Annotated in this window: 20 protein-coding genes and 1 tRNA gene; 5 read left to right on the plus strand and 16 right to left on the minus strand. The window is 71.7% G+C overall.

Annotated elements, in window-relative coordinates; genetic code table 11:
* Positions 1-15 precede the first annotated feature (15 nt).
* Positions 16-438, plus strand: coding sequence for a PaaI family thioesterase (locus tag IE99_RS0100555; protein WP_030144858.1), 423 nt, complete (start codon positions 16-18; stop codon positions 436-438).
* A gap of 219 nt (positions 439-657) precedes the next feature.
* Positions 658-1200 carry a DUF4352 domain-containing protein gene (locus IE99_RS0100560; RefSeq protein ID WP_084219185.1) on the plus strand — a complete coding sequence of 181 codons (543 nt, stop codon included), beginning with the start codon at positions 658-660 and terminating at the stop codon, positions 1198-1200.
* Positions 1201-1274: 74 nt separating this feature from the next.
* On the opposite strand, the gene IE99_RS0100565 is transcribed toward IE99_RS0100560, so the two are convergent.
* The 6 genes from IE99_RS0100565 to IE99_RS0100590 form a co-directional block, all read right to left on the minus strand.
* Positions 1275-2048 carry an ABC transporter ATP-binding protein gene (locus tag IE99_RS0100565; protein ID WP_030144860.1) on the minus strand — a complete coding sequence of 258 codons (774 nt, stop codon included), beginning with the start codon at positions 2046-2048 and terminating at the stop codon, positions 1275-1277.
* A complete protein-coding gene (locus tag IE99_RS0100570) occupies positions 2038-2841 on the minus strand; it encodes an ABC transporter ATP-binding protein (protein WP_030144861.1) in 804 nt (267 codons plus the stop codon). The genes IE99_RS0100565 and IE99_RS0100570 overlap by 11 nt, the downstream gene beginning before the upstream one ends.
* Complete coding sequence (locus IE99_RS0100575; protein ID WP_084219186.1) at positions 2838-4127, minus strand: branched-chain amino acid ABC transporter permease; 1290 nt, start codon at positions 4125-4127, stop codon at positions 2838-2840. Before IE99_RS0100575 ends, IE99_RS0100570 begins: the two co-directional genes overlap by 4 nt.
* Positions 4124-5107 (minus strand): branched-chain amino acid ABC transporter permease, encoded by a 984-nt coding sequence (locus IE99_RS0100580; protein ID WP_051711734.1) that lies wholly within the window; start codon positions 5105-5107, stop codon positions 4124-4126. The genes IE99_RS0100575 and IE99_RS0100580 overlap by 4 nt, the downstream gene beginning before the upstream one ends.
* 77 nt (positions 5108-5184) lie before the next feature.
* On the minus strand, positions 5185-6360 hold the full coding sequence (locus IE99_RS0100585) for a branched-chain amino acid ABC transporter substrate-binding protein (RefSeq protein WP_157609942.1): 1176 nt from the start codon (positions 6358-6360) through the stop codon (positions 5185-5187).
* Between the two features lie 261 nt (positions 6361-6621).
* Complete coding sequence (locus tag IE99_RS0100590; protein ID WP_030144865.1) at positions 6622-7242, minus strand: ANTAR domain-containing response regulator; 621 nt, start codon at positions 7240-7242, stop codon at positions 6622-6624.
* A gap of 86 nt (positions 7243-7328) precedes the next feature.
* On the opposite strand from IE99_RS0100590, the gene IE99_RS0100595 reads away from it, so the two are divergent.
* Positions 7329-7412: transfer RNA gene (locus tag IE99_RS0100595), tRNA-Leu, on the plus strand.
* A 420-nt stretch (positions 7413-7832) separates the two neighbouring features.
* Positions 7833-8225: a hypothetical protein gene (locus IE99_RS33540; RefSeq protein WP_342666174.1), complete on the plus strand. Its 393-nt coding sequence runs from the start codon at positions 7833-7835 to the stop codon at positions 8223-8225.
* 165 nt (positions 8226-8390) lie between these two features.
* Here the strand turns inward: IE99_RS33540 and pyk are convergent, their stop codons facing one another.
* Both pyk and IE99_RS0100610 read right to left on the minus strand, forming a co-directional pair.
* The gene (gene pyk / locus IE99_RS0100605) at positions 8391-9821 is read right to left on the minus strand and encodes a pyruvate kinase (protein ID WP_030144866.1); all 1431 of its coding nucleotides are present in this window, start codon (positions 9819-9821) and stop codon (positions 8391-8393) included.
* A gap of 74 nt (positions 9822-9895) precedes the next feature.
* Positions 9896-10429: a type 1 glutamine amidotransferase domain-containing protein gene (locus IE99_RS0100610; protein WP_030144867.1), complete on the minus strand. Its 534-nt coding sequence runs from the start codon at positions 10427-10429 to the stop codon at positions 9896-9898.
* A 62-nt stretch (positions 10430-10491) separates the two neighbouring features.
* On the opposite strand from IE99_RS0100610, the gene IE99_RS33335 reads away from it, so the two are divergent.
* Positions 10492-11172, plus strand: coding sequence for a helix-turn-helix transcriptional regulator (locus IE99_RS33335; protein ID WP_030144868.1), 681 nt, complete (start codon positions 10492-10494; stop codon positions 11170-11172).
* Between the two features lie 6 nt (positions 11173-11178).
* Here IE99_RS33335 and IE99_RS0100620 read toward each other — a convergent pair whose 3' ends face one another.
* From IE99_RS0100620 to lgt, 8 genes are all read right to left on the minus strand, one after another.
* Positions 11179-12048 carry a prenyltransferase/squalene oxidase repeat-containing protein gene (locus tag IE99_RS0100620; RefSeq protein WP_030144869.1) on the minus strand — a complete coding sequence of 290 codons (870 nt, stop codon included), beginning with the start codon at positions 12046-12048 and terminating at the stop codon, positions 11179-11181.
* A 72-nt stretch (positions 12049-12120) separates the two neighbouring features.
* Complete coding sequence (locus tag IE99_RS0100625) at positions 12121-12696, minus strand: GNAT family N-acetyltransferase (RefSeq protein ID WP_030144870.1); 576 nt, start codon at positions 12694-12696, stop codon at positions 12121-12123.
* 101 nt (positions 12697-12797) lie between these two features.
* On the minus strand, positions 12798-14261 hold the full coding sequence (locus tag IE99_RS0100630) for a glutamate synthase subunit beta (protein WP_030144871.1): 1464 nt from the start codon (positions 14259-14261) through the stop codon (positions 12798-12800).
* 17 nt (positions 14262-14278) lie between these two features.
* Positions 14279-18829, minus strand: a complete 4551-nt coding sequence (gene gltB / locus IE99_RS0100635; RefSeq protein ID WP_030144872.1) for a glutamate synthase large subunit — start codon at positions 18827-18829, stop codon at positions 14279-14281.
* Positions 18830-19126: 297 nt separating this feature from the next.
* Entirely contained in the window at positions 19127-19852 is a 726-nt protein-coding gene (locus IE99_RS0100640; protein WP_157609944.1) for a hypothetical protein, read from the minus strand.
* Positions 19853-20186: 334 nt separating this feature from the next.
* Positions 20187-20996 (minus strand): hypothetical protein, encoded by an 810-nt coding sequence (locus IE99_RS33340; protein WP_030144874.1) that lies wholly within the window; start codon positions 20994-20996, stop codon positions 20187-20189.
* Positions 20997-21067: 71 nt separating this feature from the next.
* Positions 21068-21790: a VIT1/CCC1 transporter family protein gene (locus IE99_RS0100650; protein ID WP_030144875.1), complete on the minus strand. Its 723-nt coding sequence runs from the start codon at positions 21788-21790 to the stop codon at positions 21068-21070.
* Positions 21791-21802: 12 nt separating this feature from the next.
* On the minus strand, positions 21803-23053 hold the full coding sequence (gene lgt, locus IE99_RS0100655; RefSeq protein ID WP_084219187.1) for a prolipoprotein diacylglyceryl transferase: 1251 nt from the start codon (positions 23051-23053) through the stop codon (positions 21803-21805).
* Positions 23054-23200 lie beyond the last annotated feature (147 nt).

Raw genomic sequence — 23200 nt, forward strand, 5'->3', positions numbered from 1 at the left:
TTTGTGGAGGCGTAAGTGACTGACACCCCCGGGGCGGAGCCGGACGACGCCGGGTTCGACATCTACGGCGACCTGGGCAGGGCCATGGGCATCGAGCTCGTGGAGGCCACGCCCGAGCGCGTGGTCGGCCGCATGCCCGTCAAGGGCAACACCCAGCCGTACGGACTCCTGCACGGCGGCGCGTCCTGCGTCCTGGCCGAGTCCCTCGGATCCACGGGCGCCGCCCTCCACGCCGGCGAGGGACGCATCGCCGTCGGCGTCGAGATCAACGCCACCCACCACCGATCCGCCACCGAGGGGCACGTGACCGGTGTCGCGACCCGTGTCCACGGCGGCCGCACGCTCGCGACCTACGACATCGTCATCACCGACGACCGGGGCCGCCGGGTCTGCACCGCCCGCCTCACCTGCATGCTCCGCGACGCCCCCGCGAACTGAGCGGACGGGGCCGCCGGACGGGGCGCGCCGGACAAAGGGGATCACGTCTTCCTTTGCGACGGACCGCCCCGGGTCGGTAGCGTGGATCGGAGCGGCCCGGGATCACCGAGTAGACAACGCACGCGCCGCGAGGCCGTGCGGCCCCAAAGGTGATCCCGGGCGTGTTCGTTTCGCGGGCGATCGCGACGGTTCGGGACGTCTCGGGTTAGCGTCGGGCCTATGCGAAGGATCATCGTTGTCAGCTGTCTGGTGCTCACGGGCTGCGGCGGGGGCGGCGGGGCGGACGCGCTTCCCCATCCGCACCAGACCGTCCGGGATCTCGAGAAGGCCCTTCCCGGCAACAGCGTCCGCGTCGGGGAGGTCGAGTACGCCGCGATCGGGCTCCGCACCGGCATGTTCTCCGTCACCGGTTCCCACGCCGACGTCCTCGCCAAGGGTCGCTACATCCGGGTCCGGATCCTCGTCACCAACCGCGGCCGTGAGCGCCACGAGCTCGACGTCTACGCCCAGCGGCTCGTCACCGACCGCGGCACCGCCCACAAGCCCAGCTTCGACGCCCTCCAGGTCTCCCGCGGCGTCGCCACCCCCCTCACCCTCGCGCGGGACGAGTCGCGCGCGTTCGACCTGTGGTTCGACGTCCCCGCCGCCGAGAAGCCCCGCCTGCTGCGGATCACCGGCGACCCCACGTCGTCCCGGCTGTCCGACCAGCTCAAGGGCGCGCCCGCGACCGACGACCCCACCGCCGACCTTCCCCTGAACTGACCCCGCGGGACGGCAGAGGGCCCCGTGGGAGACGAATCCCACGGGGCCCTCCGAACGACCGCCCGCCGAACGGGTCAGCCGTCCCTCGGCTCCTCGGGGGCGCCGGCGGCCTGCTCGGGCTCCGAGCCGCCCACCGGACGGTCCGCGCCGCCGCCCAGGTACGCCGCGCGCACCTCCGGGTCGTCCAGCAGCGCGCTCGCCTCCGCGGACTTCACGATCTCGCCCGTCTCGATCACGTACGCGCGGTGCGCGACCTGCAGCGCCTGCTGCGCGTTCTGCTCCACGAGCAGGACCGTCGTGCCGCGCCGGTTGATCTCCTGGATGATCGAGAAGATCTGCTGGATCAGCTTCGGCGCCAGGCCCATGGACGGCTCGTCCAGCAGCAGCACCCGCGGGTTCGTCATCAGCGCCCGCCCGATCGCGAGCATCTGCTGCTCGCCGCCGGACATCGTGCCGCCCGCCTGGTCCTTGCGCTCGGCCAGCCGCGGGAACAGCTCGAACACCTGGGCGAGGTCCCTGGAGACGTCCCCCTTGCGGGCGTAGCAGCCCATCATGAGGTTCTCCGTCACCGTCATGCCGGGGAAGATCCCCCGGCCCTCCGGCGCCTGCCCGATGCCGCTCAGCACCCGCTTGTGCCCGGCGACGCGGCTGATGTCCGCGCCGTCGAACATGATCTTGCCGCGCGACAGGGGCCGCAGCCCCGAGATCGTCTTCAGCGTCGTCGTCTTGCCGGCGCCGTTCGCGCCGATCAGCGTGACGATCTCGCCCTCGTCGACCTCCAGCGAGACGCCGTGCAGCGCCGCGATCTTTCCGTAGTGGACGTGGATGTCCTTGACCTCAAGAAGCATCGGCCGGAGCCCCCAGATACGCCTCGATGACCCGCGGGTCGTCCCTGATCTCGGCCGGCAGCCCCTCGGCGATCTTCTGCCCGAAGTCCAGCACGGCGATCCGGTCACTGATCCCCATGATCAGGCTCATGTCGTGCTCGATGAGCAGCACCGTCCGGCCCGAATCACGGATCTTCCTGATCAGCCCCTGCAGGGCCTCCTTCTCCACCGGGTTCATCCCGGCCGCCGGCTCGTCCAGCAGCAGCAGCTTCGGATCCGTCGCCAGCGCCCGCGCGATCTCCAGCCGCCGCTGGTCGCCGTACGGCAGGTTCTTCGCCGACTCCTCCGCCCGGTGGGCGATGCCGACGAACTCCAGCAGCTCCCGCGCCTTCGCCCGGCCCTCGCGCTCCTCGCGCCGGTGCCAGGGCAGCCCGAGCGCGGCGCCCGCCAGACCCGTCCGGTGATGGGCGTCGGTGCCCACGAGGACGTTCTCCAGGGCCGACATGTTGTGGAACAGCCGGATGTTCTGGAACGTGCGCGCCACGCCCAGCTTCGTGACCTTGAACCGCTTGGTGCCGTCCAGCCGCGCGCCGTCGAAGAACACCCCGCCCTCCGTCGGACGGTAGACACCCGTCACGACGTTGAACACGGTCGTCTTCCCGGCGCCGTTCGGCCCGATCAGCGCGAAGATCTCGCCCTTGCGGACGGTCAGCTCCAGGTTGTTGACCGCGACGACGCCGCCGAAGCGCATCGTCACGCCGCGCAGCTCCAGCAGATCCTGCACGGCCCCGTCCGGCGCCTTCTGCTCGCTCATCGACCCGCCTCCGCATCGGCCGTCGGTCCCGCGACCTCGGCGCCCATGCTGCCCATGCCGCCGGTGCCCTCCTCAAGCTCGGCCTTGCGCTGCCGCGACGGCAGGATCCCCTCCGGACGGAACACCATCAGGGCCACCAGCACCGCGCCGAAGATCAGCACGCGGTACTCGCCGAAGAACCGGATCCGCTCCGGGATCCACGCCACCAGGAACGCGCCGACCATCACGCCGGGAATGTTCCCAGAACCGCCCATCACGACCGCCGCGAGGATCGTCGCCGACAGGATGAACGGGAAGTTGTTCGGGATGATCGAGATCGCCTGCGACGCGTACACCACGCCGACCGCGCCGCCGATCGCCGCGCCGATCGCGAACGCCGCCAGCTTGAACTTGAACGTCGGCACGCCCATGAGCTCCGCCGCGTCCTCGTCCTCGCGGACCGCCGCCCATGCCCGGCCGACCCGGCTGCGCTCCAGCCGCTTCGCGAAGATGATCACCGCGACGATCGTCGCGAGCATCAGGTAGTAGTACGAGTGCGCCGACAGCGTCCCGTACGACAGGGGCTGCACGCCCTCCAGCCCCACCAGGTTGAACGGGAACGCGTCCGGGAACGCCCACTCCGACAGCGACGGCGGATGCGGGATGCCCCCGATGCCGTTCGGGCCGCCGATGTACTCGGTGTTGTTCGCCGTGATCCGGACGATCTCTCCGAACCCCAGCGTCACGATCGCCAGGTAGTCGCCCCGGAGCCGCAGCGTCGGCGCCCCCAGCACGACCCCCGACAGCGCCGACAGCACGAGGCCGACGAGCAGGATCTCCCAGAAGCTCCACCCGTACTTCGTGCCGAACACCGCCATCGTGTACCCGCCGATGGCGAAGAACGCGACGTACCCGAGGTCGAGCAGGCCGGCCTGGCCCACCACCACGTTCAGCCCGATCGCCAGCAGGACGTACCCGCCGATCGGGAAGAACAGCAGCGTCGCCCAGTCGGTCTCCGGCGACATGAAGCTCGCCACCTGCTCCGACGGCAGCAGCACGCCGCCGACGATCAGCAGGATGTAGACCGTCCACCGGGACCACCCCGGCTGCCGGATCCACCACTCGTGGAACGTCTCATTGATCGCCCCGAACGTCTCCGTCACGTACAGCAGCGGCAGGAGCAGCAGGTTCAGCGGCGCCCGACGCGCCCCCGCCCGCCGCCGCGCCCGCTCGTACGCGACCGGGAACGCCGAACCGAATCCCGCGCGGCCCTTGCCGCGCGCCGAAACACCAGTCGAATTGCTCATGCGCGCGCCTGCTGAAGAGATTCACCGAGGATGCCGGTGGGACGGAACATCAGGACCAGGACCAGGACGGAGAACGCGATCACGTGCTGCCACTGCGTCCCGAAGAGCGCCGCGCCGTACATCTCGACGAGGCCGAGGACGAGCCCGCCGGCCAGCGCGCCGCGCAGGTTGCCGATGCCGCCGAGGACCGCCGCCGTGAACGCCTTGATCCCGAGCAGGAACCCGACATCGAACTTGGCCTCCTCGAACCGCAGCATGAACAGCGCGGCCGCCACGCCGGCCATCGCACCGCCGATCGCGAACGTCGCCGTCACGATCCGGTCGATGTTGACGCCCATCAGGACGGCCGTCTCGGGGTCCTGGGCCGTCGCGCGGATGCCGCGGCCGAGGCGCGTCCGGTTCACGAACTGGTCGAGCGCCACCATCATCAGGATCGCGCCGACGAAAATGATCAGCTTGTCGTTGCTGATCACCAGATCGCCGATCTCGATCACATTGTCCCGCTCGACGAAATGCCCCTGGACGGGCAGCGCGCCCTTCTCCTTCGGCAGGTCGAACGCCTCGGGGATCACGATCCGCGCGAACAGCTGCTGCAGGAACAGCGACGCGCCGATCGCCGAGATCAGCGCCGCCAGACGCGACGCCCCTTTCTTGCGGAGCGGCCGGTAGGCCACCAGTTCCAGCACCACCGCGCTCGCACCCGAGGCCAGCCCCGCGAGGAACGCCAGCACGATCACGAACCCGACGAGCCCGAGCCCGCCGTACAGCGACGACACACCGAGCGCGTGCAGCGCCCCGATGACCGCCATCGTCCCGATCATGAAGATCTCGGAGTGCGCGAAGTTGATGAGCCGCAGCACGCCGTACACCATCGTGTAGCCCAGCGCGATCAGCGCGTAGATGGAGCCCAGCGCGAGACCGTCGACCGTCGACGGCCAGAATTGTTCGAGGAAGTTGTGCACGTTGTGGGTCGCCTTCATCGAAGGGGCGGGAGCGCTCGTAGCGCTCCCGCCCCTGCGCCTACGTGAACGGTCCGTCGGCCGACGGACGGGGCGAACTAGCTGACCTTCGCCTCGCTGGCCTTGCCGAGCAGCGGCAGCGTGCCGCCCTTCACCTCGTAGATGTAGACGTCCTCGGCGGCCGGGTCACCGTTCGCGCCGAACTTGATCTGCTTGGAGACACCCGCGACGTCGATCGTCTTCAGGTACTCGTTGATCTTCTCCGCGGTGGTGTTCCCCGCCTTGATCGCCTCGATGAACGCGGTCGCCGCGTCGTAGCCCTCGGCCGAGTAGATCGCGGGCTCCGCGTTGAACTTCGCCTTGTACTGCTCGGCGAACTTCTTGCTCGCCTCGCCGGCCTTGCCCGTCGGGTCGATCAGGCACGGGCACGCGATCAGCGAACCGTCGGCGTTGGTGCCGCCGGCGCCCGCCGACAGGCCCTTGTCGAGCGAACCGTCACCCGACAGGAAACGCCCCTTCACGCCCGCCTCGCGCAGCTGCTTGATCAGCTTGCCGCCCGCCGCGTAGTACCCGGCGAAGAAGATCGCGTCCGGCTTCGCCGCCTTGGCCTTGTTCACGGCCGCGGAGTAGTCCGACGCGGTCGGGTCGATGGCGTCCTCGGTGACCTTGGCGCCGCCCTTCTCGGCGGCCGCCTTCACGGTCTGCGACAGCGGCTTCCCGTACTCCGACTGGTCGTTGATGATGAAGACGTTCTTGGCCTTCAGGGTCGTCGCGATGAACGTGCCGACGCCCGCGCCCTGCACGTTGTCGTTCGCGACCATCCGGTGGAAGAACTTCCACCCGTTGGAGCTCAGTGCCGCGTTCGTGGCCGACGCCGAGATGTTCGGGATCTTGCCCTCCTCCAGCACCGGGTCGGCCTGCGCCGACTCGCCGGAGAACGCCGGGCCGATCATCCCGACCACCTTGTCCTTGGTGATCGCCTGCTTGGCCAGCGGGACGGCCTGCTCGCCCTTGCCCTGGCTGTCGTAGGTCTTGAGGGTGATCTTCACCTTCGGGTTGGTCGCGTTGTAGGCGTCGATCGCCAGCTGCGCGCCCTGCTTCGGCGGAATCACGATGCCGGAGTTCTCACCGGTCAGGTCGCCCAGGAACCCGATCGTGACCCCGTCGCCGCCGGAGCCTTTATCGTCGTCGCCGCCGCCGCAGCCGACCGCGCTCAGCGCGAGCACCGCGCTCACCGCCACCGCGCCGGTGACCCTCATCTTGTTGCGCCGCAAGGTGCCCAACCTTTCCATCCGGATCCGGTACGGGATCGGGGAACGAGTCAAGGCCCCGCCGACCTGCTCCGGATGGTTGGGTCAAGCGGGGACCAGGTATGTCGTACACCGCCGACCCTCCCCAGATCAGCACCCCCCGAGTGAAGGGTTACTTGTTCGTTACTCCCCTGTGCCCATATGCGTTCAGCCGCATTGCCCTGGGCCGATCACCAAGAGTAACCATCCGGGTGGCCGGATCACCGCGGATCCGCCGGTACGGGCTCAGCCCGCGGCGGGCTCGCTCTGCCCCTTGCCCTCGCCGGTCGCGCCCGCCACGACGGCCTCCGCGACGGCCCGCATCGTCAGCCGGCGGTCCATGGAGGTCTTCTGGATCCACCGGAACGCCTCCGGCTCCGTCCAGCCGTTCGCCTGCTGAAGCAGCCCCTTGGCCCGGTCCACGACCTTGCGCGTCTCGAGCCGGTCCGACAGCCCCGCGACCTCGGCCTCCAGCGCCCGCAGCTCCGTGTACCGGCTGACGGCGACCTCGATCGCCGGCGCCAGGTCGGTCTTGGAGAACGGCTTGACGAGGTATCCCATCGCGCCCGCCTCGGTGGCGCGCTGCACCAGCTCCCGCTGCGAGAACGCGGTGAGGATCACGACGGGCGCGATGCGCTCGGCCGAGATCCGCTCCGCCGCCGAGATGCCGTCCAGGACGGGCATCTTGACGTCGAGGATCACGAGATCGGGGCGCAGCTCGGCGGCCAGCCGGACGGCGGTCTCGCCGTCCCCGGCCTCACCGACGACCTCGTACCCGTCCTCCTGCAGCATCTCCTTGAGATCCAGCCGGATCAGGGCCTCATCTTCCGCGATCACAACTCGCCGAGCGCTCTCCGTCACGAGCACGAGACTACCGGGACCCGCTACCCTGGTCTCAGTCACCCCTCACCCAAGGGTGACGAATGGGACAAGAATGGACATGTCCCGATAATGCCGGGATGACGGAATTGGCAGACGTTGACCTCTCAAAAGGGTCTGTCCGAAAGGGCGTGCGGGTTCGAATCCCGCTCCCGGCACATTGAGAACCGCCACTCAGAGCACCTGAGTGGCGGGTTTTTCATGCGCGGCTCAGAAATGTCACAGGCAACGACGACCCTGTCAGCCTGCATGACTTCACAAAGCGTCAAGTCGCCCTGAACCTGCTGAAGCAGGGCCTCACGATTCATGAGGTATGCCGGCAGACCGGCATACCGCCATCAACGGTCGGAAACTGGAAGGCCGCTCTCTCGGCAGGGACGCCCGAACCGAGAAAGCGCTGCCCGCGGTGCGACGGCCGGGAACTCGCCCGCCAGCCCTACGCCTATCTTCTCGGGCTCTATCTCGGTGACGGCCACATCGCGCGCACACATCGAGAAGGGGTCTACCGATTCGAGATCGCCTGCAACAACGCCCAGCCCGGCCTGATCGAACGTGCAGCCGAGACCATCGCCGAAGTGATGCCGGAACTCAAGGTGGGGCGCCGCGCAAGTCCCGGCTGCACCAATGTCGGGGCGTACTCCAAGCACTGGCCATGCCTGTTCCCGCAGCACGGACCGGGCATGAAGCACACACGAAAGATCGAGCTCGCACCCTGGCAGCAGGAGATCGTCGACGAGTTCACCGAGGACTTCGTCCGCGGGCTCGTCCACTCGGACGGTTGCCGCGGCATGAACCGGGTGCGGCGGCCCCTCAAGAACGGCGATCACTGGTACGAGTATCCCCGGTACCTCTTCACGAACGTGTCGCTCGACATTCAGCGGATCTTCACGGATGCGCTCGACCGGCTCGGCATCCCCTGGAAACAGATGCATCTCTGTCGCGCGGCGGGATGCCGTGGCGCGGCTGGATGAGTTCGTGGGGCCGAAGTACTGACGGGAGGGCCGTCCGGCCGTCGTGCCGGTTTACCGGGTGGCCGGAGCGAGTTCCAAATGAGATCGCACGGTGACGCGGGGGCGGCATGCGGATGGCCGGGCACGGAACGTGAGATGTCCGTGCCCGGTCGGGTGGTGCGGCGGTCAGTGCGGGCTGGAGATCGTGTCGCCGATCGAGTGGACGCGCAGGGCGTTCGTGGAGCCCGCGGTGCCGGGGGGCGAGCCGGCGACGATCACGACGCGGTCGCCCTTCTGGCAGCGTCCGATCTCCAGCATGGCCTGCTCGACCTGGCGGACCATGTCGTCGGTGTGGTCCACGTGCGGGACGATGAACGTCTCGACGCCCCAGACGTGCGCCAGCCGGCCGCGGATCGCCGGGACGGACGTGAACGCCAGCAGCGGGATCGGCGACCGGTAGCGGGAGAGGCGGCGGGCCGTCTCGCCGGACATCGTGAACGCGACGAGGGCCTCGGCCCCGACGATGGCGCCCACCTCGGCGGCGGCGCGCGCGATGGCGCCGCCGACGGTCTCGGGGACGCGCTCGAGGGTGTGGGTCGCCTCCAGGGCGGCCTGCTCGGCGGTCTCGACGATGCGGCTCATCGTCCGGACGGACTCGATGGGGTACTGGCCGACGCTGGTCTCGCCGGAGAGCATGACGGCGTCGGCGCCCTCGAACACGGCGTTGGCGACGTCGGAGGTCTCGGCGCGGGTGGGGCGGGGCGCGGAGATCATGGATTCGAGCATCTGCGTCGCGACGATGACCGGGCGGGCCTTCTCGCGGCAGAGCTCGATGGCGCGCTTCTGGACGATGGGGACCTGTTCGAGGGGCAGCTCGACGCCGAGGTCGCCGCGGGCGACCATGATCCCGTCGAAGGCGGCGACGATCTCGGGGAGCTCGTCGACGGCCTGCGGTTTCTCGATCTTGCCGATGAGGGGGACGCGGACGCCCTCCTCCTCCATGATCTGGTAGCAGATGTCGGCGTCGGCCGGGGTGCGGACGAAGGAGAGGGCGACCATGTCGACGCCGAGGCGCAGGGCCCAGCGGAGGTCGGTCTCGTCCTTCTCGGTGAGGGCGGGGACGGAGACGGGGACGCCGGGGAGGTTGAGGCCCTTGTTGTCGGAGACCATTCCGCCGACGGTGACCGTGGTGTGGACGCGGGGGCCGTCGACCTCGGTGACCTGGAGGGCGACGCGGCCGTCGTCGATGAGGACGGAGTCGCCGGGGCCGACGTCGCCGGGAAGGCCCTGGTAGGTGGTGGAGACCTCGCGGCGGGTTCCGGGGACGTCGTCGGTGGTGATGGTGAAGTCGTCGCCGAGGGTGAGGCGGACGGGGCCGTCGGGGAAGCGCCCGATGCGGATCTTGGGGCCTTGCAGGTCGGCCAGGATGCCGACGCCGCGGCCGGCGGCGTCGGCGGCGGCTCGGATGCGGTGGTAGACCTCTTCGTGGGCGGCGTGCTCGCCGTGGCTCATGTTGAGCCGGGCGACGTCGACGCCCGCGTCGATGAGGGCTTTGATCTGGTCCGGGCTGGAGCAGGCCGGGCCGATGGTACTGACGATCTTCGCTCGACGGGTCACGACACAACCGTACTTAGTTACCGGTGCGTACGGAGATTCGTGCAGGTGACGGTCGCCGCGCGTTCACCGTTGGTCTAGACCATCGTCTTCTGGACCGCCTGGCAGAAGGACTCGAGGTCGTCCGGCTTCCGGCTGGTGACGAGGACGTTGGGGCCGCCCTCGCAGATCTTGACCTCCTCGTCCACCCATGTCGCGCCGGCGTTGCGCAGGTCCGTCCGCAGGCTGGGCCAGGAGGTCACGGTGCGGTCGCGGACCACGTCGGCCTCGATGAGCGTCCAGGGAGCGTGGCAGATGGCGGCGACGGGCTTGCCGGCGTCGAAGAACGCCTTGACGAAGGCGACGGCGGCGGGCTCGGTGCGCAGGAGGTCGGGGTTGGCGACGCCGCCTGGGAGGACGAGCCCGTCGTAGTCCGCGGGCGACGCGTCGGCCGCGGTGGCGTGGACCTCGAAGGTGTCGCCCTTGTCGAGGTGGTTGAACGCCTGGATCTCCCCGGATTCGGTGGAGATGAGACGGGGGGTGCCGCCGGCCTGCTCGACGGCCTTCCACGGTTCGGTGAGCTCGATCTGCTCGGTTCCTTCGGGGGCGCAGAGGAACGCGATCGTGGCCATGGCTTCCTCTCTCTCGGTCGTCGTCCTCCCCTGCCCGCGCGGGCGGATGGTATGCAGGTGAGGTGGATCGGACCTATCGGGAGTGGCCGGAGGCGGGGCCGGTGCGCTCGTGGGAGGCGGCGCTCCCGGCGGGCGCGGCGCCGTTCGTCCAGCGTGTGGTGCCGGACGGGTGCGCCGATCTGATGTGGCTCGACGGCGGGCTGGTCGTCGCCGGGCCGGACACGGGGCCGATGCCCTCGCTGATGCGCCCGGGTGCGCGGGTGGGGGGCGTGCGGTTCGGGCCCGGGGCGGCGTCCGCGGTGCTGGGTGTGCCCGCGGACGCGCTGCGGGACGCGCGCGTGCCGTTGCGGGAGCTGTGGGGTGCGGAGGCGGACCGGCTGGCGGAGCGGGTGGCGGGCGCGGCGGACCGCCGGATCGCGCTGGTCACGGCGGTCGCGGCGCGGGTGCGGCCGGTGGACCCGCTGGACGCGGCGGTGGTGGCGGGGCTGGCCCGGGGCACGGTCCGGCAGGTGGCGGACGAGGTGGGGCTGAGTGAGCGGCAGCTGCGGCGGCGGTCCCTCGCGGCGTTCGGTTACGGGCCGAAGACGCTGCAGCGGGTGCTGCGCTTCCAGCGGGCGCTGGGGCTGGCGCGTGCGGGGGTTCCGCTGGCGGACGTGGCGTACCGGGCGGGCTATGCCGACCAGGCGCACCTGGCGAACGAGGTGCGCGCGCTGGGCGGCGCGCCGATCCGCGCGTTGCTGTGAGGACCCTCAGGTCTTGAGGCGCCCGTACGCGCGCAGGGTCCTGAGTTGCTCGACGGTGGTGAAGCCGCGCCATTCGGGGCGGGTGATGGGCGTCCAGATGGGGAAGGCGACGTCCCATCCGCCGTCGTCGTGGCGGGCGGCGATGAGGGCGTCGAGGGCGGTGTCGACGGCGTCGGGAGCGAGGAGGCGTCCGCCGAAGCCGCCGGGTGCGGGAGCGTAGTCGAGGGGTGTGTGGTGGTCGGCGGTTCCCTCGGCGGCTGCGCGGGCCAGGGCGTCCCGGACGCGGCTGAAGGCGGCTTCCGCGCGGTCCCGGTCGGGGACGTGGTCGAGGAACGTCAGCACGGACAGCGCGTCGTAGGGACCGAGATCGAGGTCGCCGCGTTCGAGGTGCCGCCAGCAGAAGTCCGTGGCGGTGGCGAGCCAGGGGTGGCGGGATCCGGCGCGGTGGAGCATCCCGGCGAGGGTGCCGGTGGGGTTGATGGCGCCGGGAGGGTCGTCGGGCGTCTGCCACCAGGGTGCGTGCGGGGCGTGCCGGACGGTAGGCAGGACGAACGGAACGCCGCCGTCCGGTGCGGTGACGGACGCCAGCCAGTCGGCGACGCGGCTGACGGCGGGGTCGTCGTCCGCACCCGCCTCGTGGAGGAACTGGAGGGCGTGCTGAGCGGGGACGGGCTGGCTGTCCTCACCCCGCAGGTCGGGTTCGAGGGCGTGGCCGTATCCGCCGTCGGGGTTCTCGTAGGCGCGGAGGGCGGCGAGGAGGGGGCCGGGCGGCGCGCCGAGGAAGTGGAGGGCGAAGCGGTGCCGGTCGATGAGGCGGCCGTTGCTGCGAAGGAAGTCCCGGGCCAGGTCCAGGTCGGTGGCGTCGAGTATGCGCATGGGTCCACGCTAGGGCGCCGCCGTGGCGCGGGCTTGCAGGAATCGGACGTCACAGGGTGTTCGCGCGGGTGGTCAGCGGGCGCCGGGCCAGGGGCCGGGTGGGCGGTGCGGGAGGGCGGCGGTGGTGGTGGTGACGTCATGGACGCGGAAGCCGCGCGCCTGGTAGTTGGCGAGTGCGGCGGGGCCGTCGGTGGAGCGGGTGGAGACGCCGACGCGCGCGGTGGGCTTGCGGTCGTCCCAGCGGGTCGCGAGGTCCCAGGCGCGGGCGGTGGCGACGGTGAGGAGGTGGCCGCCGAGGCCCTGGCCGGTGAAGGCGGGCAGGAGCCCGAAGCAGGTGATCTCGACGAGGCCGCCGGGGCGCGGGTCGAGTTCGGCGTACCCGGCGGGGGTGCCGCGGACGTGCGCGACCCAGGTCTCGACGCCGGGCCGCGACAGCCAGCCGGCCCATTGGTCGCGGGTCCAGGCGAGGCGGTCCGTCCAGTACCAGTCGCCGCCGACGGCGGTGTAGAGGTAGCGGCCGAACTCGGGGCTGGGGATCTCGGCGCGGACGATCGCGGCCGGGGTGCCGGGGGCGCGGGCGGGCCGCAGGTCGGACGGGTCGAGCTGCTCGAGGTACCAGGTGGTGACGTCGGTCCGCCGGATCGGCATGGGTCCTTTTCTGGCCGGGACGAAGCCCGCCGTGCCTCCCGGGCGGGAGGCACGGCGGACGGTCGGTTCTTCGGTTCCGGGATCGCTCCCGGGGCTGCCCGTCAGGCCATGGGGCGGGCCGTGGGCGGGATGGGGTAGGGCAGGGCGGTGCGTCCGGTGAGGTGCTCGTCGACGCCGTGCGCGGCGGCGCGGCCCTCGGCGATCGCCCAGACGATGAGCGACTGGCCGCGGCCCATGTCACCTGCGGCGTAGACGCCGTCCACGGACGTCTTGTAGGACGCGTCGCGGACGACGTTGCCGCGCTGGTCGAGGTCCACGCCGAGCTGCTCGAGGAGTCCTTCGCGCTGCGGGCCGAGGAAGCCCATGGCGAGGGTGACGAGCTGGGCGGGGATCTCCCGCTCGGTGCCCTCGATCGGCGCGAAGCCGGTCTCGGGACCGCCGACCTCGACGACCCGGAGGGCGCGGACGGCGCCGTCCTCGTCGCCGAGGAACGCGGTGGTGGAGACCGCGTAGACGCGGTCGCCGCCCATGTCGGCGAGTTCCTCGTGGGCGCTCTCCACCTTGAACAGGATGGGGAACGTCGGCCAGGGCTGGCTGCCGGGCCGGGTCGCCGGGGGCTGCGGCATGATCTCGAGCTGGGTGACCGACGCGGCGCCCTGCCGGATCGCGGTGCCGATGCAGTCGGCGCCGGTGTCGCCGCCGCCGATGACGACGACGTGCTTGCCCTCCGCGGTGATGGCGGGCTCGTCGTAGTCGCCCTCCTGCACCTTGTTGGCGAGGGGCAGGTACTCCATGGCCTGATGGACGCCCTTGAGCTCGCGTCCGGGGACGGGGAGGTCGCGCCAGGCGGTGGCGCCGCCGGCGAGGACCACCGCGTCGTAGGAGGCGCGGAGCTCGTCGGCGGTGATGTCGACGCCGACGTTCACCGAGGTCTTGAAGTCGGTGCCCTCGGCGCGCATCTGGGCGATGCGGCGGTCGAGGTGCCGCTTCTCCATCTTGAACTCGGGGATGCCGTAGCGCAGGAGCCCGCCGACGCGGTCGGCGCGCTCGTACACCTTGACGTCGTGGCCGGCGCGGGTGAGCTGCTGCGCGGCGGCGAGGCCGGCGGGCCCGGAGCCGATCACGGCGACCTTCTTGCCCGTCTTCACGGCGGGCGGCTGGGGACGGACCCAGCCCTCGGCGAACGCCCGGTCGATGATCTCGACCTCGACCCGCTTGATGGTGACCGGGTCCTGGTTGATGCCGAGGACGCAGGCCGCCTCGCACGGGGCGGGGCACAGCCTCCCGGTGAACTCCGGGAAGTTGTTGGTGGCGTGGAGCCGTTCGATGGCCTCGTGCCAGTCCTTGCGGTAGACGAGGTCGTTCCACTCGGGGATGAGGTTGCCGAGGGGGCAGCCCTGGTGGCAGAACGGGATGCCGCAGTCCATGCAGCGGCTCGCCTGCTTCTCGAGCCTCTCGTTGCCGAACGTCTCGTAGACCTCGGACCAGCTCTTGATGCGGACGTCGACCGGGCGGCGCTTCGGGAGCTCCCGCTGGACGGTCAGGAAACCCTTCGGGTCGGCCATTGTGCAGGTTCCCCCTTTCAGCTCTGCGCCGCGGCCATGACGGCCTCGTCGACGTCGCGTCCCTCGGCCTCGGCCTGGGCCATGGCCTCCAGGACGCGGCGGTAGTCGCGCGGCATGATCTTGGTGAAGCGGGCGGCGGCGGTGTCCCAGTCGGCGAGGAGCCGGGCGGCGACCTCCGAGCCGGTCTCGGCGCGGTGGCGTTCCACCAGGGTGCGGACGAACGCCAGGTCCTCGTCGGTGAGCGCCTCCAGGTCGACCATCTCGCCGTTGACCCGCTCGGGTACGAGGTCGAGGACGTAGGCGACGCCGCCGGACATGCCGGCCGCGATGTTGCGCCCGGTGGGTCCGAGGATGAGGGCGCGGCCGCCGGTCATGTACTCGCAGGCGTGGTCGCCGGCGCCCTCGACGACGGCGGTGGCACCGGAGTTGCGGACGCAGAACCGCTCCCCGACGACGCCGCGGGCGAACAGCTCGCCGGAGGTGGCGCCGTACAGGATGACGTTGCCGCCGATGATCTGCTCTTCGGCCTTGAAGACCGCGTCGGCGGGCGGGCGCAGGGTGATGCGCCCGCCGGACAGGCCCTTGCCGACGTAGTCGTTGGCGTCGCCGGTGAGGCGGAGGGTGATCCCGCGGGGCATGAACGCGCCGAAGGAGTTGCCCGCCGACCCGGTGAAGGTGATGTCGATGGTGTCGTCGGGGAGTCCCTCGCCGCCCCACCTCTTGGTGAGCTCGTGGCCGAGCATCGTCCCCACGGTGCGGTTGACGTTGCGGATCGGCAGGTCGAGGGTCACCTTGTCGCCGTAGGCGAGGGCGCCCTCGGCGAGCTGGATGAGGGTGTTGTCGAGGGCCTTCTCCAGCCCGTGGTCCTGGACGGTGACGCACCGCAGCTCGCCGGCGGTCTCCGGGACGTGCAGGATCGGGGTGAGGTCGAGCCCGGACGCCTTCCAGTGGTCGACGGCCTCGTGGGCGTCGATCATCTCGACGCGCCCGATCGCCTCGTCCAGGGTGCGGAAGCCGAGGGCCGCGAGGTACTCGCGGACCTCCTCGGCGATGAACTCGAAGAAGTTGACGACGAACTCGGGCTTGCCGGAGAACCGCTCCCGCAGGACGGGGTTCTGGGTGGCGACGCCGACCGGGCAGGTGTCGAGGTGGCAGACCCGCATCATGATGCAGCCCGACACGACGAGCGGCGCGGTCGCGAAGCCGTACTCCTCGGCGCCGAGGAGGGCGGCGACGACGACGTCCCGGCCGGTCTTCATCTGCCCGTCGGTCTGCACGACGATGCGGTCGCGCAGGCCGTTGAGCAGCAGCGTCTGCTGGGTCTCGGCGAGGCCGAGCTCCCAGGGCGCGCCGGCGTGCTTGAGGGACGTCAGCGGGGACGCGCCGGTGCCGCCGTCGTGGCCGGAGATCAGCACGACGTCGGCGTGCGCCTTGGACACGCCGGCCGCGACGGTCCCGACGCCGACCTCGGCGACCAGCTTCACGTGGACCCGCGCCGCCGGGTTGGCGTTCTTCAGGTCGTGGATGAGCTGGGCGAGGTCCTCGATCGAGTAGATGTCGTGGTGCGGCGGCGGCGAGATCAGGCCCACGCCCGGGGTGGAATGCCGGGTCTTGGCGACCCAGGGGTAGACCTTGTGGCCGGGCAGCTGCCCGCCCTCGCCGGGCTTGGCGCCCTGCGCCATCTTGATCTGGATGTCGTCGGCGTTGGTGAGGTACTCGGAGGTGACGCCGAACCGTCCGGACGCGACCTGCTTGATCGCGCTGCGGCGCAGGTCGCCGTTCTCGTCCGGGGTGAAGCGCCGCGGGTCCTCGCCGCCCTCGCCGGTGTTGGACTTGCCTCCGAGGCGGTTCATCGCGATGGCGAGGGTCTCGTGCGCCTCGGCGGAGATGGAGCCGTACGACATGGCGCCGGTGGAGAACCGCTTGACGATCTCCGATACGGGCTCGACCTCGTCGATCGGGACCGGCGGCCGGGCGCCCTCCTTGAGCTTGAACAGCCCGCGGAGGGTCATGAGCCGCTCCGCCTGGGAGTCCACCTTGGCGGTGTACTCCTTGAAGATCTCGTAGCGGCGGGTGCGGGTGGCGTGCTGGAGCTTGAACACCGTGTCCGGGTTGAACAGGTGCGGCTCGCCCTCGCGGCGCCACTGGTACTCGCCGCCGACCTCGAGGGTGCGGTGCGCGAGCTCGTTGCCGCCGGCCGGGTAGGCGCGGCGGTGCCGCTCGGCGACCTCGCGGGCGAGGACGTCGAAGCCGACGCCGCCGAGCCGGGAGGTGGTGCCGGTGAAGGCGCGGGCCACGACGTCCTGGCCGAGGCCGATGGCCTCGAAGATCTGCGCGCCGGTGTAGGACGCGACCGTGGACACGCCGATCTTCGACATGACCTTCAGGACGCCCTTGCCGTACGCCTTCACGAGGTTGCGGACGGCCTTGCCGGGGTCGACGTCGCGGATGACGCCGCCGCGGACGAGGTCCTCGACGGTCTCGATGGCGAGGTAGGGGTTGATCGCGGACGCGCCGTACCCGATGAGCAGCGCCATGTGGTGGCACTCGCGGGCCTCGCCGGTCTCGACGACCAGGCCGACCTTCGTCCGGGACTTCTCCCGGATCAGGTGGTGGTGGACGGCGCCGGTGAGGAGCAGCGCGGGGACGGCCGCGCGGGCCGAGTCGGCGCCGCGGTCCGACAGGACGATGACGCGGGCGCCGGCCTCGATGGCGCGGGACACCTCGGAGCAGATCTCCTCGAGGCGGGCCTCCAGGGCCTCTCCCCCGCCGGCGACGTCGTAGAGGCCGTGGACGACGTGGGCCTGCAGGTGCGGCAGGGACCCCTCGTCGTTGATGTGGATGATCTTGGACAGTTCGTCGTTGTCCAGGATCGGGGTCGGCAGGACGAGCCGGCGGCACGAGTCCGGGCCGGGCTCCAGGAGGTTGCCCTCCGGGCCGAGGGTGGACTGCAGCGAGGTGACGAGCTCCTCGCGGATCGCGTCCAGCGGCGGGTTCGTGACCTGCGCGAACAGCTGCTTGAAGTAGTCGAACAGCAGCCGCGGCCGCTCCGACAGGACCGCGATGGGCGTGTCGGTGCCCATCGAGCCGATCGGCTCGGCGCCGGTCTTCGCCATCGGGGTGAGGATGATCCGCTGCTCTTCGAGGGTGTACCCGAAGGTCTGCTGGCGCTTGACGAGCGTCTCGTGCGTCGGGATCTCGCGCTCGCGCTGCGGCAGCTCCTCGAACCGGACGAGGCCCTCGTGCAGCCACTCCCCGTACGGGTGCTCGGCGGCGAGCTGCGCCTTGACCTCGTCGTCCTCGACGATCCGGCCGGCCTCGGTGTCGACCAGGAAGATCTTGCCGGGCTGGAGACGGCCCTTGCGGACGACGCTCGCGGCCGGGATGTCGAGCACGCCGGCCTCGCTGGACAGCACGACGAGGCCCTCGTCGGTCACCCAGTAGCGGCCGGGGCGCAGGCCGTTGCGGTCCAGGACGGCGCCGACGACGGTGCCGTCGGTGAAGCTGACGCTGGCGGGGCCGTCCCAGGCCTCCATGAGCGTCGAGTGGAACTCGTAGAAGGCCCGGCGGGCCGGGTCCATCTCGGTGTGGTTCTCCCACGCCTCCGGGATCATCATCAGGACGGCGTGCGGCAGCGACCGGCCGCCGAGGTGCAGCAGCTCCAGGCACTCGTCGAACGACGCCGTGTCGCTGGCCTCGATGTCGATGACCGGGTAGATCCGGGACAGGTCGCCGGGGAGCAGGTCGGACTTCAGCAGCGCCTCGCGGGCGCGCATCCAGTTCCGGTTGCCCTTCACCGTGTTGATCTCGCCGTTGTGCGCGACGAACCGGTACGGGTGGGCGAGCTCCCACGCGGGGAACGTGTTGGTGGAGAACCGCGAGTGGACGAGCGCGATCGCGCTGGTGAAGCGGCGGTCCGACAGGTCGGGGAAGAACGGCTCCAGCTGCGGGGTGGTGAGCATCCCCTTGTAGACGATCGTCCGGCTGGACAGGCTCGGGAAGTAGACCGCGACGTCCTGCTCGGCGCGCTCGCGCATGCAGAACACGGCGCGGTCGAGCTCCAGGCCGGTCTTCCCGGCGTGCGGGCCGCCCTCGGCGGCCGTGATGAACAGCTGGGCGAAGTGCGGCATGACGCGGCGCGCGGCGGGGCCGGCGAACCGCGGGTCGTGCGGGAGCTCCCGCCAGCCGAGGACGGTGAGGCCCTCCTCGACGCACAGCGTCTCGATGTGGGCGACCGCGGCGGCGCGGTCGGCGCCGTCCGCGGGCAGGAACGCGAGCCCGGCGGCGTAGGCGCCGGCCTCGGGCAGCGCGAAACCCGCGACCTCGCGGAAGAACGCGTCCGGGATCTGGACGAGGATGCCGACGCCGTCACCGTCGTCCGGCTCCGCGCCCACGGCCCCGCGGTGGTCCAGGTTCCGCAGGACGGTCAGGGCGTTCTGGACGATGTCGTGGCTCTTGCGTCCGTGCAGGTCGGCGACCATGCCGACGCCGCAGGCGTCGTGTTCGTTGGCCGGGTCGTACAGCCCCTGGTGGTGGGGGCGGCCCGGCGTGAGGGCAGCAGCAGCCATCAACCCTCCCGTCGTCGTCGTGTCACTGCTAGATGTCAGTGCAGTCCTGGGACGACGTTGGCCCTGCTGCGGTGAGATGACATTACATCACTGCCGGGATCATGCCCGACTGACCGGGATAGCGAAACTTGCTCCGCACCGGCCGTTGCCTGCCATCTCTGAGTGGTTTAGACCAGGATAACGCTCGCCGCCCCGGATCCCCTCCCGCGTCCCGGTGAGGATCATCACCGGGACGCACTGTTTACCCCTGGGAGCCCAGGTTTCGAGGAAGAGCGGCCCGCTATGACCGGTTCATGGTCATTGCGTGGTGCGGGCGGCACGGCCGAGGACCGCCGGGACCTTCCCGCCCTCGATCAGCAGCGACAGCAGCGTCTCGTCCCGGGCGTCGCCCTCGCCGTCCAGGCGCTCCGCCCACGTGACGACGGCGAAGTGCCCCATCGCGAGGCCCCGCGCCATGCCGTAGCCCTGCCCGAACACGTGCCGCGAGCGCGGCACCGGCAGCGGCCGGACGAACCCGCCGCCGCGCGCCTTGTCGAGCATCGCGACGAACCGGCCGGCGTCGTCGGCGGACGCCAGGTTGAACACCGCCACGGCCAGGGCGTGCCCGGACCGGGTGTCGGCGTAGATCATCCGGGCGGCCTGGGTGCAGCGGCCGCGCCGCAGGTCGGCGGCCACGGTCCCGCCCCAGGCGGCGGCGGTGCAGTCGGCGTCCAGCCGCTTGCCGCGCAGGGTGGGGCGCGCCTTCTCGGCCCGCAGTTCCGACACCGACTCGGGGAACACCTCCCCGGCGGTGAGGGGGGCCGGGTCGTCCCGGCGCCGCGCGAGGCCCCGGTACGCCTCCGACGAGGCCGAGCTGGAGTAGGACGCCGGTGAGGGGCCGGTTTCGGCCGGGACGCCCGCCGCGCCGGTGCCGGCGTCCGCGCCGCCCGACGCGCCGTCCCGGCCGCCCAGGAGGGTCACCGCGGCGAGGATCAGCACCGCGACGACGGCGAGGACCGCGGCCGCGCCGAGGTACATCCGCACCGGCCTGCTCGCGCCGGACGGGCGTTTCGCTCTGCCGGACCGTTCCGGACGGCCCGTGCGCGGGCCCGGCCGCCGGGGCGGCTCCGCGCCGAGCGGGGCGCCGTCGTCCTGCGCGCCCGGGTACCCGGGGACCCCGGCGGCCGGTGGCCGGGCGGGGGTCCGGGGACGGGCGGAGGGGGCCACACGACCGGACGGGCGGCGCGCCGGAGGCTGCCGCCGCGCCCTGCGGGCGGGCGGACTCGGCCTGGGGCCGCCCGGGCGGCCGCGCTCCTCGTGGTCCACTACGGCGCAGACTACTGGGCCGGAGCCGTGTACCGGCGGGTTCCCGCGCGGGTCACGGGCGGCGCCCCTGACCTGGGGCGACCAGATCCAGGCGACCCCACACGAAGTCGGCGGGATTCTCGATCGCCAGGCTCGCCTCGATCATCTCGTTGAGCGAGCCGGGCTGCGCCCCGCCGGTGCGCTGCACGGTCGTGATCACGGCGTAGTGGCCGTAGGTCTTGGCATAGGCGGCGCTGAACCCGGCGCCGAACGCGGGAGCGCCCTTCGGGTTGAACGGCAGCACCCAGCCGGCGCCGGTGGCGGGGTCGAGGTCGCGCAGGACCTGCTCGACACCCTCCTCGGACGCCAGGTTGATCGCGATGAACTGGCCGGTGTACTTGCGGTCGGGGCTCACGTACGCGGCGCGCATGACCTGCGTGCAGCCGAACTTCGCGAGGTCCGCCTGGAGGCGCGCGCCCCAGGTGGCGGCCTTGCAGTCGGTCGCGATCTCCGATCCCGCCAGGGTGAACGTGAACGCGCCGGATCTGACCGTCTTCACCCCGGCCGGGAACACCTCCCCCGGCGCGACCGGCCGCTTGTCGACGTCCCGGGACGCGATCGCGCGGAAACCCTCGCCGTCGAAGTCGGGCGTGTAGGCGGTGGGCACCGGGCGGGCCGGGCCGTCCGGGCCCTCGTCCTCGCCGCCGGTCAGCGTCAGCGCCGCCACGACCGCGGCCACCACCAGCACCAGGGCGACCGCGCCGCCGATGAGGAGCCGGGGAGCGGGCTTCTTGCGGCCGGGCGACTCCGCCGGCCAGAAGTCCCCGCCCGCGGCCCCGCCTGCGTCCGGCCGGGGGGAACCTGTGTCACGAGCCTCGATCACGCCCCGGAGCTTAGCGGGACCGGCCCCCTCCCCGCGCCCAAAAGGGCGATTCATCCGGATTGACCGTACGGTCAGAGGGCGGTCGTGCCGATCAGCGCGCCGACCCCGTAGGTGATCGCGGCGGCGGCTCCGCCGAGCAGCAGCTGCCGCGTCCCACCGGACCACCAGGACCGCGCCGTGATCCGCGCCACCAGCGCCCCCGCGCCGAACAGGCCGAGGGCGGCGAGGACCGCGGCCGGCCACAGGGTGGACGCGCCGGCCAGATAGGGCAGCACGGGCAGCAGCGCCCCCACCGCGAACGACAGGAACGACGACAGGGCCGCCAGCACCGGCGAGGGCAGGTCCCCCGGCGTCACCCCGAGCTCCGCCAGCGCGTGCACCTCCAGCGCCTCGGCCGGGTCGCGGTGCAGCTGCCGCGCCACCTCCGCGGCCGTGTCCGGATCGACGCCGCGCGCCTCGAACGCCTGCGCCAGCTCCCGCCGCTCCGCGTCCGGGTGCCGCGCCAGCTCGACGCGTTCCACCTCGATCTCGGCCTCGGCCAGCTCCGACTGGGACGCGACGGAGACGTACTCCCCCGCCGCCATCGAGAACGCGCCCGACGCCAGCCCGGCGAGACCCGCGAGCAGCACCACGTCCGGGTCGGCCTGGCCCCCCGCGACACCGGCGATCAGCGCGAAGTTCGACACCAGGCCGTCCATCGCGCCGAACACGGCCGGCCGCAGCCACCCACCGGTGACGTCCCGGTGCTGGTGATGCCGCTCCGTCCCGTCGTGCGCGCCGCCGTCACTCGACATCCGGACGCGCCCCTACTTACCGTCCCGGACGGGCTCAGGTTCGCCCTGGGCGACCTTCGGCCCACCGTCGTCGGTCTCCTCCTCGGCGGGTCCCCCCTCGGCCTCCACGACCTCTACGGGCTCGCCGGGCTCGTCCTGCTCCGCCACGGCCTCGGTCTCCTGGTCGGGCTCGGGCTCGGGCTCGGCTTCAGGCTTGGTCTCGACCTCAGGCTTGGTCTCGACCTCGGGCTCGGTCTCGGCCTCAGGGCCGACCTCGGGCTCGGGGTCCTCCGCCGTCTCCGCCTCTCCGGCCGCCCCGGGCTCCTCCCGCTCCGCCTCCGGTTCCGAGGCGCCCACCGGCTCATCGGCGTGCTCCGGCTCGGACTTCTCGTCCTGGACGGTCGCGGCCGGGACGGCCTTCCCGCCCTCGGCCGCCTCGACGGGGGCACCGACGTTCTCCGGGCCCGTCCTGCCCCGGGCCATGTACAGGAAGGCGGCGGCGCCGAGGAAGACGGCGATGGACGTCCAGTCGTTCAGGCGCAGGCCCAGGAAGTGGTGGGCGTCGTCGATGCGGAGCCACTCGATCCAGAACCGGCCGACGGTGTAGGCGGCCACGTACAGCGCGAACGCGCGGCCATGGGTGAGCTTCCAGCGCCGGTCGGCCCACAGGACGAGGACGGCGACGCCGACGCACCACAGCGACTCGTACAGGAACGTCGGGTGGTAGGTGGCGATGTCGGCGTACTTCTCGACCTTCGTCCCGTCCGGGTTCGTCGGCCGGTGCGCGTAGTCGATCTTCAGGGCCCAGAAGGCGTCGAGCGGGCGGCCGTACAGCTCCTGGTTCCAGTAGTTGCCCCAGCGGCCGATGGCCTGCGCCAGCGCGATGCCGGGCGCGACGGCGTCGCCGAGCGCCAGCACCGAGATGCCGCGGCGGCGGCAGCCGATCAGCGCGCCGACCGCGCCGAGCGCGACGGCGCCCCAGATGCCGAGGCCGCCCTCCCATATCATCAGCGCCCGGACCGGATCGCCGTCCGCGCCGAAGTACCGCTGCGCGTCGGTGATCACGTGGTAGAGGCGGCCGCCGACGAGGCCGAACGGGACGGCCCACACCGCCACGTCGATGATCACACCGGGGCTGCCGCCCTTGGCGGCCCAGCGCCGCTCGCCGAGCCAGACCGCGGCGACGATGCCCAAGATGATCATGATGGCGTAGGCGCGGATCGGGATCGGCCCGAGGTGCCAGACGCCCTGGGAGGGACTCGGGATGAAGGCGAGCGACTGCATGGGCGTTGACGTTACCGCCTCGGCGGCCCACCGGCCGCACGTCCCGGGGCGCCGACGAGAGATCGCAACCCACCGGATACCCGCCGGACGCCGTCCGCGCACGCGAACGCCGTGCCGTTCCGGACAAACGGAACGGCACGGCGTTCG

The sequence above is a fragment of the Spirillospora albida genome, from assembly GCF_000718255.1.
Lineage (GTDB): Bacteria > Actinomycetota > Actinomycetes > Streptosporangiales > Streptosporangiaceae > Spirillospora > Spirillospora albida.